This is a genomic window from Shewanella sp. SM73 (assembly GCF_025653795.1).
Lineage (GTDB): Bacteria > Pseudomonadota > Gammaproteobacteria > Enterobacterales > Shewanellaceae > Shewanella > Shewanella oncorhynchi.
Genome location: NZ_JAKKRY010000001.1, coordinates 79,388 through 94,984 on the forward strand (window position 1 = coordinate 79,388; position 15,597 = coordinate 94,984).

Sequence of the window (15,597 nt, forward strand, 5' to 3'; positions counted from 1 at the left end):
ACTTTTTAGGCTTCTTATTGTTTTGGTGTGTATTTTAAATATTGTGTACATATTTAATCCGATTGATTTAAGTGCAGTGTCTATCTTGCCAGTCTTATTTTGCATCGACGGGCGGCATGTGCGCTCGGGTTTAGCGCCACCACTTCTTTAAAAGAGCGATTATGAAATTTATCCACACCTCGGACTGGCACATAGGTCGTCAATTACACAATCAATCACTACTGGATGATCAAGCCTTTGTGCTCGAGCAAATTATTGCTCTAGCGGATGAACACAAGGTGGATGCCGTGATTGTGGCGGGGGATATTTATGACAGATCGATTCCGCCTGCGAATGCGGTCGCGCTGTTAGATGATGTGCTTAACCGCTTAGTACATGATTTAGGCCTGCAAGTCATTATGATTGCGGGTAACCACGATGGTCACGAGCGCTTAGGTTTTGCAGCAAAACAAATGGCGGCAAGTGGGTTACATATTATTGGGCCTTTGAGTGCTGACATTCATCCCATTACTTTATTGAGTTCAAGCGGTGATGTGGTGTTTTATCCCTTGCCCTATGCCGAACCTGCCACAGTGCGCCAAGTTTTTGAGTGTGAGGCTACAAGCCATGAGGCCGCAATGACGCTATTGCTTGAACAAGTACGCCAGCATGATAGCCAAGGTTTGCCGAAAGTGGTGATAAGCCATTGTTTTTTGGATGGTGGCAGTGAGTCAGAATCTGAGCGACCACTAAGCATTGGTGGCGCCGATAAAATATCGCCAACGCTATTTACTGAGTTTGATTATGTCGCCCTTGGGCATTTGCACGGACCGCAATACAAAGGTGCAGAGCATGTGCGCTACTCAGGATCGATTTTGAAGTATTCCTTTAGCGAACAACATCAACATAAGTCGGTGACCTTAGTCGAACTTAGCGCGCAAACGCCGATTAAAATTAGTTTATTGCCATTAACGTCGATACGCGATGTCCGTATCTTAGAAGGGGAGTTAGCCACATTACTCGCCCAAGGTAAAACGGATATCAAGCGTGAGGACTACCTTACGGTCAGACTCCTTGATAAACATGCCATTTTAGATGCTATGGGAAAATTGAGAGCCGTTTACCCTAATGTGCTGCATTTAGAGCGGACTGGTCTGATGGCGGGGCTGCAACAAGTCACCTTGAGCCGAGATCATATCAAAAAAGGCGAGATGGACATGTTCCGTGACTTTTTCTCTCAAGTGTCCGGCGAGTCATTAACACAAGCACAGCAAGCTGTGATGGATGAACTCCTGACTAAGCTACACAATGAGGAGCGCCAAGCATGAGACCACTTAGCCTTTCCATGTCAGCCTTTGGCCCCTTTGCATCGACGCAACAACTTGATTTTACGGCCTTAGGGACTAATCCGTTATTTTTGATTAATGGGCCCACTGGTGCGGGTAAGACGACCTTGCTCGATGGTATTTGCTTTGCCCTCTATGGCAAAACCACAGGTAATGAGCGTGAAGGCAGCCAGATGCGCTGCGATATGGCCGATGATAGTCTGCTAACAGAAGTCACTTTTAGTTTTCAGTTGGGTAATAGCAGTTATCGTATTCGCCGTGTGCCAGAGCAAGACAGAGTTAAAAAAAGCGGTGACGGCTCAACGGTGCAGAAGAGCGAAGCACAGTTATATAAGATAGACGCCGAGGGTAATGAAAGTCTGCTTGTAGCGAGCAAAGTCTCAGAGGCAACCGCTGAGATTGAAGCCTTAACTGGCCTCGATGTGGAGCAGTTTCGCCAAGTGATGGTGTTGCCGCAGGGAAAATTTCGCGAATTGTTAATGGCAGACTCTAAAGCCAGAGAACTGATATTTAGTCAGCTATTTCAAACGCATATATACCGACGTATTGAAGATTCCTTAAAAAGTAAGGCTGCAGATATCCGCGCCTTAGTGAAAGATCAACGCAGCCGCCGTGATGGCATCTTACAAAGTGCGGGTTTAGCATCCGATGACGAGCTTCGCTGTGAATTAGCCAAGCTTACGCCAGAACTTGAAACAGCCCAAAGTGCGAAAGAACAGGCATTACAGCAGCAACAATGGGTGATAAAAACCAGCGATGCCGCCCAGCATTTATTGGCCGAATTTGCGCAGTTTGATGCCTTAACTCAAACGGTTGCTGCGCTTGATGCACAGCAAGAAGACATGGCTGCGCAAACCTATAAACTGAATTTGGCTAAACAGGCGCAGCACTTGGCACCCATGCTTGAGGTGTTTGTGGCCCGTGAGCAGGAAGCCAAGGCGGCAAGTATCGCACTTGATCATGCGAAAACAGCATTAATCAATGCTAAACAAGCCTTCGATAACGCAGAGCTTAAGGCCGCTGATTTGCCCGTGTTGGAAGCGTCGTTACTCGAACAGGAACAGGTCAAACAGCAACTGAATGCCTTAGGGCCGCAGCTCAGGGAATTGGATAGGCTTAATAAAACCCTTGAACAAGAGCAAGCGCAGCTCATTAGCGCGAAAATACAACTTCAGAACAGCAAAAATGAGTTAACCACCGCAGTCCAAAAACGCCGTGAATTGGAATCCGCTCTGCCGCAACTACAGGCCAACAGCGAAACTCGCCTCTCATTGCAACAAGCGCATCAGCAGCAACAGCAGTTATTGTCTACCTATCAGCAATGGCAACAAGTGGCGGCAAGGGTATCGTCGACACAGGCAAAACTTGTTGAGGCTAAAGTCAAAGGGCGACAACTCAGTGCTCAGCATCAGCAAGCACAGGTTACATATAAAGCCTTATTGTTGACTTGGCATCAAGGACAGGCCGCTATTTTAGCGCGGCAATTACAGCAAGATGAACCTTGCCCTGTTTGTGGCAGCCAAACACATCCACAGCCAGCACAAAGCCAAGATCCACTCCCAAGTGATGAAGCGCTGCAATTAGCACTTGAGGCTGAAACGAATGCTCAAGAAATCCTGAGCAAAGCCAGAGCGGAATATCGTGGGCTACAAACGCAGTTAGAAACCTTGCAACAGCAAGCACAAGATCTCGCGGTCCAATTGGGCACTGCGGTTGATATTCCTTTAGACGAACATACACATACCTTGTCGCAATACGCTTTCTCACTCATTCAAGCGGAGCAAGCCCATCAGCAGTTACAGCTGTTACAGCAAGAGATTGCATTGTTGCACGCACAGGAAACGCATCTACAACAAAAGCTAGAGCAAGGACAAACACACGACAGTGCACTGCAATCTAAAGTGGATCTATTGCAGGGGCAGTTAGCGCACATGCAGCAAAGTGTTCCATCTGCGCTTGCAACGCTTGAGGCCTTAACTGCAGCAATCGCGCAAAATCAGCAAAGTATCAGCCAAATTAAGCAACAGATTGCTAGTGTTAGGGATCTCCAACAACAGACTGGCCAATCTTTTGTTGCGGCTAAAGCGGCACTTAATGGTGCTGAAAATGCTGCTGAGGCGGCATTAGCCCAGCAAACGCGTGCACAGCAGCAACTCAATCAGCAATTAGTCGCAGCAGGTTTTGCCGATCAACAGGCCTTATTTGAGTCCATGCTGGATGAAGAACAACAGCGTGCATTAGCCAGCGAAATTGAGGCTTACCAGCAGCGCAGTGCTTTGACCAAGGCACAGTGCGAGCAGTTAGCGCTTAAGCTTAAGGATAAAGTACTACCCGATAGCATTAAGCTGGCTGCTGAGCTTGAGTTCGCGCAGCAAGCATTACACGCTGCCGAGCAGGCATGGCAGTTGCTTCACACTCGCACAGTATTACTGATGCAAACCCAAACCCAGCTGAGTATTGCCGATGCAAAAGCTAAGGTTTTGGAAGATGAATATGCGGTTATTGGCACCCTTGCAGATGTCGCTAATGGAAATACAGGTAATAAGATCAGTCTGCAACGGTTTGTGTTAAGCGTACTGCTTGACGATGTGTTGTTAGAGGCAAGCCACAGGCTACACCTAATGAGCAAAGGGCGTTATCGTTTACTACGTAAGGAAGATAGGGCAAAGGGTAACAAAGCTTCTGGGCTCGAATTGGAAGTAGAAGATGCTTATACCTCCAAAGTGCGTCCTGTGGCCACCTTAAGCGGTGGTGAAAGTTTTATGGCAGCATTATCTATGGCGCTAGGCCTATCTGATGTAGTGCAAGCCTATGCAGGTGGTATTAAACTCGATACTTTATTTATCGATGAAGGCTTTGGCAGTTTAGATCAAGATTCTTTAGAACTGGCCATTCGGACCCTGATGGATTTGCAATCCTCTGGCCGCATGATAGGGGTGATCTCGCACGTGTCGGAAATGAAAGAGCAGATAAATACCCGCATCGACATCAATAAAACCTCACATGGGAGCGAAATGACGATAGTTTTGCCTTAGTTGCTCATTCTCACAGAGTACGATAAATAACAAATTGTTTTATAAGTGTTATTTATTGTATCTCCTGCGTGTTTAACATTCGGATAATACACACAAAGTGAGTTGGAAATGCCAACTAGCGCATGTTTTTCATTAATGGTGCAACAAAAGAGTGAAATAGCGTTTGTCATAATCGGTTTTTTGATATAAGTTGGAAAAAATTCGGGCTTCCCTCAAAGGGACTGGTCAAAAATAGAACGCAAAGTTAACGAAAGGTGAAAAGCGTTGCAAACAGGCAAACCCAACTTTATCAACTTATCGCAAACCCGTTTGCAGAACTTATCATCGACCCAAAAGAACATTCTATTAATGGGTAGTTTGTTGATGGGTGCTGCGATGTTGATGCCGAATAATAACCATGTTACGCCAACTGCTCAGCGTATCCCTGTTGTTCTCGATATTGAAAATATTCTCCCTCAAGTTTCTGAACCTGAAGTCCTAGATCAAGCTGCACTCATTAATAATGCTCCCCAGTTTGAGCGAATTATCGTTTCCGGTGATACCTTAAGTGGGTTATTTTCCAAGGCGGGTGTTGATCAGCAGACTATGTATAAGGTTTTAGAAGCTGATTTAAACATTTTGGCACTTGATACCTTGTTACCTGGTAACAGAATGCAATTTTGGCTTGATAGTGAAGGTCAGTTACAAAAATTAGAACTTTATTTTAACGCTGCCCGCCAAGTGGTTTTTACGCGTTATGAAGACGGTAGTTTTAATGTTGAAGAAGTGAACGTTGAAGGTGTTTGGCAAAATCGAATTTTGACTGGCGATATTAAAGGTTCTTTCTACGTTTCAGCCCAAAAAATGGGCTTAGCCGCTGCAGATATTCAGCGAATTGAAGATTTACTCAAAGAAAAATTGAATTTTGCCCGTGATTTACGAGCTGGTGACAAATTCTCAGTTTTGGTAAATGATCAATATGTTGAAGGTGAACCGACGGGAAGTAGCCAAATTTTAGGCGTCAGTATTAAAAGTGGTCGTTCTGAAATTAGTGCATATCAATATTCTGATGGTAGTTATTATGATGCTAAAGGCCAGAGTTTAGTTCGGGCATTCCAACGTTATCCGTTAGCTAAGCAACCGCGTATGAGTTCACGTTTTAACAGCCATCGCAAACACCCAATCACAGGGCGTATTTCTCCCCATAATGGAACAGATTTTTCCGTGCCAATCGGGACTAAAGTTATTGCACCTGGTGATGGAATTGTCAGTTTAGTGACGGACCATCAGTTTGCCGGTAAGTATATTGTGATTGAACATGGTGGTAAGTACCGTACCCGTTACCTACATTTGTCTAAGGCGTTAGTGCGTAAAGGTCAACGTGTAACTCGCGGTCAAGTGATTGCTTTATCTGGTAATACAGGTCGTTCGACTGGTCCACATTTGCATTATGAATTCCATATCAATGGTAAACCTGTTGATCCGTTGAAAGCCGATATTCCTATGTCGAGCAAGTTAGCAAATCAAGATTTACGCACATTCACTAATATGGTGAAGAGTCGTGAAGCTATAATGAACTTAGGTTAGCTAAACCTAAGCTAATAGAATTTATAGTATCAAAGTTTGAATAAACAATAGCACTGACTTTCTAGAAGAGTTTATCAATGCCGATGAAATGAAAATTTCATCGGCATTTTTGTTTCCAAAATGCTTATTGTGGTAGGCATTTTTTTGCTATCACGAGTACTGTTCGAGTTGTATGAAAGCTTAAAATTTATTCGATTCTAAGTCGTGGCGATAAAACATAAGGGGATAAAATAGATAGGATCTTCAGTTAGAAGTGGTATAGCGAGTCATTCAAAAGGTTGTGAAGAGGAAAATTGTGCGGCTGAAGAGCTTATAACGTTTTTTATTAAGGACTGAACAGAGAACCCAATATGCAGTGCTAAATCGTGCCTATCAGCTTGCGTGGCGCCTTTGCATCACTTTTAATGCGCACTTGCACAATTTACCTTTTAATGCGGGACAGCCACCGCAGGGGGATTTTTTAAAGGGGCGTAATGCAAAGCTGTGTTCTGTGGGTAAAGGAGAAAGTCGAGTAATAATAGTCGATGAAAATGTCGCATCATTTGCGGCAATAAAATTAGCTTTCGCGAGTTTTAATTGTTTTTTGAGTGTTGATTTATTGCTATGGGCAAATTCTTGCTGAGCAATATGCTTAGAGAGTAATTGGGTGAGGTGCTTTCGTTGAGCCTTTTTATTCGTCAAAGATTTATCAGTCTGCGCGCGTAGATGTGATGAGGATGTAATAGCGTTCCCTGTGTTTGAAACAGATTTAACCTGTGTTTTGAGTAGCTTTTTAGCTTGCTTTTTACACCACTTGCTTAAGAGTTTGTCGATATTCTGTTTCGTCATTGTCATTACAGTATTCTGCAGCACTAGATACTACAACATTCTAAATGAAAACTATTATCAGTCAAGTTTTGGGCGAAAAATATACGAAGGTCAGGTGTCGACTTTATCTGTAGAATAAGGGGATATGTTAGCGTCGATGCAAGTCAATAATAAGCGCAAATCAAATTCAAACTGGTGATAATCCGGCTCCATGTGGGTACACAAATTATAGAAAGCTTTGTTGTGATCTTTTTCTTTTAAATGGGCTAATTCATGTACTACGACCATACGCAACAAAGGTTCTGGCACACGCTTTAAACGCGAAGAAATGCGAATTTCGTTCTTCGCTTTGATTTTATTGCCTTGAACTCGTGCTACGTAAGAATGCAAGCCAAGTGCATGATGGCTAATATTAATTTTGTCATCAAATATCACTTTTGAGAGCGGGGAGGACTGGCGTAAAAATTGATTTTTAATCGTCTGAGTATAGTCGTACAGCGCTTTATCGCTACGAACGCTATGTATGACAGGATGACGTTTCAGCAATAGCTTGGGTAATGTGCCAGCATCGAGATGTTGCTGTACCTGCTGTTGAATATCAAGGCTGTAACCGTTTAAGTACTTTAATGGATTCATAGAGGATTTAGCTCCGAATGACTTCGGAGCCTGAGTTCATCACATTACTTATACTTTGCCAAAAATTCGGCGATTTTGATGGGCATAAGCGGCTTCGAAAGCTAACTGCTGTACTTTTTTAAGATCTAAACTATCGAAATCAACTTGGGGTGGATTGCGCTTGTTTTGCTCTTTGATAGTGACAGGAGACAATAGACTGACAGGTAATTCCCCTAATTGAATGGCTGCTTCAAGTTTAAAGCTTGTCGCTGAACCCGCGAGTTTACCTTTTTGCTCACGTTCTATGATGACAACTTCATCAACGCGATAATCTTGCATAAGCTTATGAAAAGCGAAGTGAAACTCACGAATAGCTTCTGTGGTAGCAGATTGGGAAACGGTGAAAGACACCTTACGGCATTCTGGCACATTGAAGGTTTCACCTTCATAGCTCAATAAACTGATAATGGCTTCGCCACCTTTTAATTCAACACCACAAACTCTCATGTTACACCTTCAAAATATCGATAATAGCGCTATTGTAGCTGGAAATGACATGAGGATCAGTGTTTACCATGCGCTTTTGATTCGCTTGGCGACAGACTGATAATTTTAGTATGTCAATTTCCAGTATTAGATCATGCCTATGTGATTTGTATCAGAGATAATATCTGATGTTAAATCCACCGGCCTTTATGCATAAATTAGTTTTAAACTTCTTCAGTATCATTATCTTGCAGTAATTGTGCCGCAGCAGGTTTTCTACGCATAGGAGCATCGCCGACATCCACGCCCGTGATGAAACGCTTATCCCGCGACGGTGCTGGTGTGGTTGCTTTGGTTCTTTTGCTCTTACCTTTAGCAAGCTCCGCTTTAGCAACACGTTTTACTGGCGTTTGTTTAGCTTTGCTTTTTAGACCACTAAATTTAGCTTCTAGGCCTGGAATTGTGCTGATCTCAAAGGTTTTTCTGAGGAAGACTTGGACTTTCTTAAAGTTGTCCCAATCTTTTGGCCCGACGAGCGATATCGCATCACCTTTTGCGCCTGCACGACCAGTACGGCCGATACGATGCACGTATTCTTCGGCAAATTTAGGCATGTCGAAGTTAACGACCAAGGACACATTGAGCAAATCCAGGCCGCGAGAGGCGACATCGGTTGTCACTAGTACTTGTTGTTGGCCACGGGCAAATTGGTCCATGATTTGGTTTCGTGCGGCCTGCTTTAAATCACCGCTGAGTGCGGCGGTTGCAAAACCTTGCGTGGTTAATTTAGCGGCTAAGCGCTCAGTATCTGGACGCGTCGCGGTAAAAATAATCACTTGTTTATGGGTTTCATCTTTGAGCAAACGGGCTAATAACGCTTCTTTATGGTCTAAGTGGTCACATAAAAAGATACGTTGATGAATATCGTTATGCTCAGAGTGAGCCGCGCCAATCGCCACGTGCGCTGGATTTTTTAGTAATGTTGTTGCGATATCATTGATTTCATCGTGACCTAACGTGGCCGAAAACATCAGAGTTTGACGACGTTTATGATCGGCTGCATCGTTGATCGCTTTTAGCTGCGGTGCAAAGCCTAAATCCAACATGCGGTCGGCTTCATCGAGGACTAATAACTCTAAGCCATTGAGAAAAAGATGCTTCTGTTCTAAATGATCGGCGATACGGCCTGGAGTCGCGACAATGAAATGCGGTTCTTTCGCTAGAGCTTTGGCTTGGTCATTAAAGTTTTCCCCGCCCAGTACGCTGATGGCCTTGTATTGGGTGTTGGCGACAAGGAGGCGAAGCTGACTATAAACCTGATGCGCTAGTTCGCGGGTCGGTAATAAAATCAAGACTCTAGGATCACGTTTCGACAGTGAGCGGGTAGAAATGACTCTTTGCAATGCGGGTAACAAAAACGCTAAGGTTTTACCTGAGCCCGTTTTTGATGACGCCATTAAATCTTTACCTGCCAATGCGATAGGCAGTGCTTGTTCCTGGATGGCGGTGGGTTCTGTGATCCCCATATGTTTTATGCTTTGAAGCAGACGCTGGTCCAGAGAAAAATCGGTAAATTGCAAAGGTATATCCCCTAAATCTTAGTAAGGGCAGATTATAGCCTTAATCATCCTTGCTCAGCTATCCACATCGGTGATTATCTCTGCTTCATGCACGGATTGATGTAGAAAGAGTGCCATTTATGCTCTGTTGATTGTATTTATTTACATTGGTATTACAACCTCTTAATTGTGTCGTTTTTACCGATTGACAGTGGATATGGCAGGATTTTACGTTATCGTGTACTGCATTGAGTTACAGGAGAAATGATTTATGGCTAACGGAACAACCCCTTCGGTAGGTATTGCCTTGGGTAGTGGGGCGGCGAAAGGTTGGGCACATATAGGTGTATTGAATGGTTTAGCTGCCATGGGTATTAAGCCCGATAAAGTGGCTGGATGTTCGGTAGGGGCTTTAGTGGGGGCCGCTTACGCCCATGATCATTTACCCGAGTTAGAAAAATGGGTGCGCGGTTTTTCTAGTTGGGACGTGCTTGGCTTGATGGATATTCGATGGCGTAAGGGCGGGCTTATCGGCGGAGACAAAGTGTTCGATGTGCTGCATGCACGTATAGGAGATGTGAATATTGAAAATCTCAATCGTCCCTTTGCAGCCGTCGCGACTGACTTATACTCTGGTCAGGAAATTTGGTTTACTGAAGGGGATTTACGGCAAGCGGTACGGGCCTCTTGCTCCATGCCGGGGATTTTAGCCCCTGTCAGACAAGGAGATCGCTGGTTAGTCGATGGTGCTGTGGTGAATCCTGTTCCTGTTTCGGTCAGCCGTGCCATGGGCGTTGATGTAGTGATTGCAGTGGATTTATATGGCTATCATTCTGGGCGTATCCAAGTGTTACCCGTGAATATGACCAGCCAAAGGACTGTCCAAGCTGAAATGGATATGCCAGCGCGACAAGAAACGGGCTTTATGGATTTATTCGCCCGTGGCCGAGATTATGTCAGCAACCTAACCGATAAGTTTTCACTCGGCACTAAATCGAATCCGGGGATGATTGCTGTGATGTCGCAATCTATGGGTATTTTAGAGCAAAGACATAAGCGGGCGCGGTTGATGGGCGATCCACCAGATATTTGTATTGTGCCAGAGGTGGGAAATATCGGCACTATGGAGTTTCACCGTGCTGATGAGGCGATTGCCGCCGGCGAAGCTGCGGTGGAGAAAGTCGCCCACTTGATTGAAGCTGCGCTCTGGAAAGGCTGATGATGCAAAATGTAGAGTCAAAAGCTTTATATAGATAGCGTTTGATTGCCAGATAAACAAAAGTCGGTATCACTTTTGCGATACCGACTATTTGCTATCTCATATTGAGATGTTTATACCGCTTTGTTGGTGACTTAGGCTAGTTTGACCAACATTTTACCGCGATTCTTACCTTCAAATAGACCGATAAAAGCATCAGGTGCTTGTTCAAGCCCTTGATAAATTGTTTGTTCTGCTTTTACTTTGCCTTCCGCTAACCATTGAGCCATTTTTGCGGTGAACTCAGGATAATGCGCCCAATGTTCGGATACGATAAAACCTTCTAACTTGAGTTTTTGCATTACAATTAGGGCTAAGTTGTCAGGGCCAGGTGTTGGAGTTGTGTTGTTATATTGCGAAATCATACCGCAAACAGCGATACGTCCATGATCTTTCATATTGCTCAGCGCTGCGGCTAAATGCTCGCCACCGACGTTCTCAAAATACACGTCAACCCCTTCTGGCGCAGCTTTTGTCAACGCTTGGGTAAGATTGCCACAAGTCTTGTAATTGATGACCGCATCAACACCATAACTTTTTAATAATTCAGCTTTTTCATCTGAACCGACAGAGGCTATAACACGGGCACCTATTAGTTTACCAATTTGGCAAGCCACACTACCTACTGCGCCAGAGGCGGCGGAAACAAACAATGTCTCACCCGCTTTTAAATCTGTAATGCGAGCCAGTCCTGTCCAAGCTGTCATGCCTGGCATGCCGAGTACGCCGAGGAAATGTGAACTATCAAGCGTAGTTAGTGGTAAAGCTGTTAGTCCTGCGGTATCTGTGACTGCGTGTTCACGCCAACCTAGCATGCTGCTGACTTTAGTACCAACCGGGAACTCGGTGTTTTTTGACGCGATAACTTCACCAATCGCACCGCCTTCTAAGACTTGATTTAAGGCGAAGGGCGGAACATAACTCTTGCGATCAACCATGCGCCCGCGCATGTAAGGGTCAACCGACATCCATAGATTTTTAATCAGCACTTGTCCATCAGCGAGTGGTGCTAACGCTTTATTTACTAAAGTAAAGTTCTGTGCTGTAGGCATGCCTTCTGGGCGACTAGCTAGATGGATCTCACGGGTTTCAGTCATACTCTTCATAAAAACTCACCTTTTGTTTGTGCGCAAACTAATGATGTTAACTCTACGTGGCTTTAAGATTGAATGCAAATAGTTTGCGCGCAAACTAGATGGGGTGGGACAGATCGGATAAGATAGCGTTATGTTTAAATGACAGGCGCTTAAACGTGCAGAATTGCTTACCTCAACATGAGCTAGACGCTACAAAACAGACTCATAGCCAAGCTTCTAGCGATCCACTCTGTTTATCCGATAATGTTTGTTTCGCGTTATATTCTGCGAGCAATGCATTAGTGCGTGCTTATCGGCCTCTACTCGAGGCATACGAGTTAACTTTCCCTCAATATTTAGTGATGCAAACCCTGTGGCGTCAAAACGGCTGTAGCCAAACCCAGCTATCAATGGCGACTAAACTCGATATGGGAACCTTAACGCCCATCGTCAAGCGGTTAGAGTTGAAGGGGTTGATTACGCGATTAGCCTGCGTTGAAGATGAGCGGAAAAAGCTGATCACTCTGACAAGTCAAGGAGAGGGTATCAGGCACGAAGCTCTTGCCTTGAAGCAAACCTTGCTTGATAAAGTGCAGATGGACGCTGAGGCACTCGATTTACTAAGGCGGCAATGTCTTGCCTTGATCGAAGATATACAGTCCTAGATACAAGTTGGTTTATGCATAGTGATGCTATTAACTCAGGGGTTGCACTGATTAATACTTGATTGGCTTAGTTTTTGCTTTAAAACCGTTATTGAGTCTTAGACGCCGAATTTTTGACGATGAATTCTATTTTAAATGCCTTTAATCTTAATCGCAGCAGTGCCAGTATCGCCGATGCCTATGGTGCCAATAGCCAAAAGACGAGCACGGCTAAAACCGATACTACGACAGAAACAAATAAAACGCAGACGGATGCTACCAAACCCGATAAAGGTAAAACCGATGAGATAGCGCTGTCGCCACGGGCGCAACGCGCACAGAAAATTCAATCGATGGCGAAGGATTTTTTTGCTGATGGTCAATTTGGCGTCGCCGATATTCCCGCATTGGTGTCGCGCTTACAAAAAGATGGCATTTTATCGGATGTGCAACTCGAGCGTTTATCGAAAAACGGTATTACAGTGCCGAGCACAACAACGCCGACTAAACAATCGTTGCAAGATTTTTTAGATGATGAAATCAAGTCATTAGCTAAAAAATCACCTAATAATCCTCTTATCAATACCTTAGTTGATGCTAAAAACGTCTTAACCAATATGGATGATGCTCAGTCGCCGGTGCTAGCCCAGAAGGCCACGAAAGTCCTTAGCCAATTGACGGATTATTTGAATTCTGAACCTCCGCTTACGGATGCTCAAAAGCAGCAGTGGCAGGGGCTAAAATCTATGATGCAACTTGCTTCATCTATGGGGGCACATCAATCTGCATCGGGCCAACTCAGTAGTTATCTTGCGCTTGCTAAACGTTAATTCACATCCATAGTGCGTGATAAACACAAATTGTCACGCATTCAACTAGCTGGGTTTAATCAGCAGGTCAAGGCGCAATTTTCAGATAATTGGGCCTAGCTGCAGTTCTTGTTTGTTCTTTTATTTCATCCTAAAAACTATGATCTGGATCATGGACTCCTTACCGTCATTGTAGCCTAATACTCTACATATTGTGTTTTATGCTTTTAAAATCACTAGATGTAGTGTTAATTTTTAGGCGAGATGGAGAGGAACTGAACAATGCCAGTCGTAATTAAGCGTGATGGTTGCCGCACACCTTTTGATGAAACAAGGATAAGGGATGCAGTGAATGCCGCTGCAAACTCAGTTGGAATAGAGGATGGCGACTATGCAGCGACAGTGGCAGCATGTATCAGTCAAAGCGTCGCGCCATTAGCTGAAGTTGATATCCACCATCTACAAGATGCGGTTGAGAATTTACTGATGGAAGGGCCGTACAAGTCCCTTGCGCGCGTGTATATCGAATACCGCCACGACAGAGATGTGTGCCGTGAAGCGACCAGTAAACTCAACCTCGAAATCCGTGGTTTAGTTGAGCAAAGCAATGCGGCTTTGCTCAATGAAAATGCTAATAAAGATTCAAAAGTCATTCCTACTCAGCGGGATTTACTCGCGGGCATAGTTGCTAAACATTATGCCAAGAGTCATATTTTGCCAAAGGATGTGGTCGCTGCCCATGAGGCGGGCGAGATCCATTACCACGACCTAGATTACTCGCCGTTTTTCCCGATGTTTAACTGCATGTTGATTGATTTAGCTGGCATGTTGACCCACGGCTTTAAAATGGGTAATGCCGAAATTGAAACCCCTAAGTCTATTTCAACAGCGACAGCAGTGACCGCGCAGATCATTGCCCAAGTGGCGAGTCATATCTATGGCGGCACAACTATCAACCGTATCGATGAAGTGTTAGCGCCATTTGTCGCTAAGAGCTACGACAAGCATTACCAAATTGCCCTGAATTGGAAGATCACCGATGCCAAAGCCTTTGCTACGGCACAAACTGAAAAAGAATGTCACGATGCATTCCAGTCTTTGGAATATGAGGTCAATACCTTACACACTGCCAATGGTCAAACACCGTTCGTGACCTTTGGGTTTGGTTTAGGTACGTCGTGGGAATCACGCTTAATTCAGCAATCTATGCTCAAAGTGCGGATGGCGGGATTGGGTAAAAATCGCAAGACGGCAGTATTCCCTAAGCTAGTGTTTGCGATTCGCGATGGTATTAATCATAAAGCGGGCGATTGCAATTACGATGTAAAACAGATGGCGCTCAAATGCGCAACAATGCGCATGTATCCCGACATTCTCAACTACGAGCAAGTCGAGAAAGTGACTGGTTCATTTAAAACCCCAATGGGCTGCCGTAGCTTTTTAGGCACCTATGAAGAAAATGGCGAGCTTGTGCATGAAGGGCGCAATAATTTGGGAGTGGTCAGTTTAAACCTGCCGCGGATTGCTTTAGAAGCCAATGGCGATGAAGCTGAATTTTATCGCATTTTAGATGACAGATTAGTATTAGCCCGTAAAGCACTGGATACTCGTATTGAGCGACTGAACGGTGTTAAAGCTCGCGTGGCACCTATCCTCTATATGGAAGGCGCCTGTGGTGTACGCTTGCGCGCTGATGATGATGTGGCGCAAATCTTTAAAAATGGCCGCGCATCAATTTCACTCGGTTACATTGGCTTGCATGAAACCATGAATGCACTCTATGGCACCCAAACCCATGTATTTGATGATGCACAATTAAGGGAAAAAGCCGTTGCTATTGTAGCTTATCTTAAAGCGGCTACCGATGCGTGGAAGGCCGAAACAGGTTATGGCTTTAGTCTGTATAGCACGCCAAGTGAGAGTCTCTGCAGCCGTTTTTGTAAACTGGATGCGAAGCAATTTGGGCTAGTCACAGGGGTGACGGACAAGGGCTATTACACGAATAGTTTCCACCTCGATGTGGAAAAAAGCGTAAATCCTTACGATAAAATTGATTTTGAACAGCCATATCCCGCTATCGCCAACGGCGGCTTTATTTGTTACGGTGAATATCCCAATATGCAGCATAACCTCGAAGCGCTGGAAAACGTCTGGGATTATAGCTACAGCCGCGTGCCTTACTATGGCACTAACACGCCAATTGATGAATGCTACGACTGTGGCTTTACCGGCGAATTTAGTTGTACCAGTAAAGGGTTCACTTGCCCTAAGTGTGGCAATCATGAACCTAGTCGAGTCTCTGTGACGCGCCGTGTGTGCGGTTACTTAGGCAGCCCAGATGCGCGGCCCTTTAATTATGGCAAGCAAGAAGAAGTAAAACGCAGGATCAAACACTTGTAACACTATTACCTTATTCT

12 protein-coding genes are annotated in these 15,597 nt (G+C 44.6%); 7 read left to right on the plus strand and 5 right to left on the minus strand.

The annotated features are described in order from the left end of the window. The first annotated feature begins 161 nt into the window (after window positions 1-161). The 3 genes from L5M51_RS00360 to L5M51_RS00370 all read left to right on the plus strand — a co-directional run bounded on the left by L5M51_RS00360 (window position 162) and on the right by L5M51_RS00370 (window position 5,926). Window positions 162-1,307, plus strand: a complete 1,146-nt coding sequence (locus L5M51_RS00360; RefSeq protein ID WP_263171078.1) for an exonuclease SbcCD subunit D — start codon at window positions 162-164, stop codon at window positions 1,305-1,307. Next, window positions 1,304-4,360, plus strand: coding sequence for an AAA family ATPase (locus tag L5M51_RS00365; RefSeq protein ID WP_263171081.1), 3,057 nt, complete (start codon window positions 1,304-1,306; stop codon window positions 4,358-4,360). The genes L5M51_RS00360 and L5M51_RS00365 overlap by 4 nt, the downstream gene beginning before the upstream one ends. A 264-nt stretch (window positions 4,361-4,624) precedes the next feature. Continuing rightward, window positions 4,625-5,926 (plus strand): peptidoglycan DD-metalloendopeptidase family protein, encoded by a 1,302-nt coding sequence (locus L5M51_RS00370; RefSeq protein ID WP_113938827.1) that lies wholly within the window; start codon window positions 4,625-4,627, stop codon window positions 5,924-5,926. A 372-nt stretch (window positions 5,927-6,298) separates the two neighbouring features. Here L5M51_RS00370 and L5M51_RS00375 read toward each other — a convergent pair whose 3' ends face one another. The 4 genes from L5M51_RS00375 to L5M51_RS00390 form a co-directional block, all read right to left on the minus strand. Then, entirely contained in the window at window positions 6,299-6,754 is a 456-nt protein-coding gene (locus tag L5M51_RS00375) for a hypothetical protein (protein ID WP_113938826.1), read from the minus strand. A 90-nt stretch (window positions 6,755-6,844) separates the two neighbouring features. After that, window positions 6,845-7,369 carry a M48 family metallopeptidase gene (locus L5M51_RS00380; RefSeq protein ID WP_105252910.1) on the minus strand — a complete coding sequence of 175 codons (525 nt, stop codon included), beginning with the start codon at window positions 7,367-7,369 and terminating at the stop codon, window positions 6,845-6,847. 48 nt (window positions 7,370-7,417) lie between these two features. Further along, window positions 7,418-7,855 carry a DUF3010 family protein gene (locus L5M51_RS00385; RefSeq protein WP_028760422.1) on the minus strand — a complete coding sequence of 146 codons (438 nt, stop codon included), beginning with the start codon at window positions 7,853-7,855 and terminating at the stop codon, window positions 7,418-7,420. Window positions 7,856-8,058: 203 nt separating this feature from the next. Beyond that, complete coding sequence (locus tag L5M51_RS00390) at window positions 8,059-9,414, minus strand: DEAD/DEAH box helicase (RefSeq protein WP_263171085.1); 1,356 nt, start codon at window positions 9,412-9,414, stop codon at window positions 8,059-8,061. Window positions 9,415-9,664: 250 nt separating this feature from the next. On the opposite strand from L5M51_RS00390, the gene rssA reads away from it, so the two are divergent. Then, window positions 9,665-10,612 (plus strand): patatin-like phospholipase RssA, encoded by a 948-nt coding sequence (gene rssA / locus L5M51_RS00395; RefSeq protein WP_028760420.1) that lies wholly within the window; start codon window positions 9,665-9,667, stop codon window positions 10,610-10,612. Between the two features lie 134 nt (window positions 10,613-10,746). Here rssA and L5M51_RS00400 read toward each other — a convergent pair whose 3' ends face one another. Then, window positions 10,747-11,757: an NADP-dependent oxidoreductase gene (locus L5M51_RS00400; protein WP_263171087.1), complete on the minus strand. Its 1,011-nt coding sequence runs from the start codon at window positions 11,755-11,757 to the stop codon at window positions 10,747-10,749. Window positions 11,758-11,903: 146 nt separating this feature from the next. On the opposite strand from L5M51_RS00400, the gene L5M51_RS00405 reads away from it, so the two are divergent. The 3 genes from L5M51_RS00405 (at window position 11,904) to nrdD (ending at window position 15,580) form a co-directional block, all read left to right on the plus strand. After that, window positions 11,904-12,392 (plus strand): MarR family winged helix-turn-helix transcriptional regulator, encoded by a 489-nt coding sequence (locus L5M51_RS00405; protein WP_212599903.1) that lies wholly within the window; start codon window positions 11,904-11,906, stop codon window positions 12,390-12,392. 119 nt (window positions 12,393-12,511) lie between these two features. After that, window positions 12,512-13,201, plus strand: coding sequence for a hypothetical protein (locus L5M51_RS00410; protein ID WP_173245565.1), 690 nt, complete (start codon window positions 12,512-12,514; stop codon window positions 13,199-13,201). A gap of 261 nt (window positions 13,202-13,462) precedes the next feature. Next, a complete protein-coding gene (nrdD, locus tag L5M51_RS00415; RefSeq protein WP_212599904.1) occupies window positions 13,463-15,580 on the plus strand; it encodes an anaerobic ribonucleoside-triphosphate reductase in 2,118 nt (705 codons plus the stop codon). Window positions 15,581-15,597: the final 17 nt, after the last annotated feature.

Coding starts and splice junctions, on each gene's coding strand:
- L5M51_RS00360 (WP_263171078.1), top strand. CDS start 162: ATGAAATTTATCCACACCTCGGACTGGCACATAGGTCGTCAATTACAC.
- L5M51_RS00365 (WP_263171081.1), top strand. CDS start 1,304: ATGAGACCACTTAGCCTTTCCATGTCAGCCTTTGGCCCCTTTGCATCG.
- L5M51_RS00375 (WP_113938826.1), bottom strand. CDS start 6,754: ATGACGAAACAGAATATCGACAAACTCTTAAGCAAGTGGTGTAAAAAG.
- L5M51_RS00380 (WP_105252910.1), bottom strand. CDS start 7,369: ATGAATCCATTAAAGTACTTAAACGGTTACAGCCTTGATATTCAACAG.
- L5M51_RS00385 (WP_028760422.1), bottom strand. CDS start 7,855: ATGAGAGTTTGTGGTGTTGAATTAAAAGGTGGCGAAGCCATTATCAGT.
- rssA (WP_028760420.1), top strand. CDS start 9,665: ATGGCTAACGGAACAACCCCTTCGGTAGGTATTGCCTTGGGTAGTGGG.
- L5M51_RS00400 (WP_263171087.1), bottom strand. CDS start 11,757: ATGAAGAGTATGACTGAAACCCGTGAGATCCATCTAGCTAGTCGCCCA.
- L5M51_RS00410 (WP_173245565.1), top strand. CDS start 12,512: ATGAATTCTATTTTAAATGCCTTTAATCTTAATCGCAGCAGTGCCAGT.
- nrdD (WP_212599904.1), top strand. CDS start 13,463: ATGCCAGTCGTAATTAAGCGTGATGGTTGCCGCACACCTTTTGATGAA.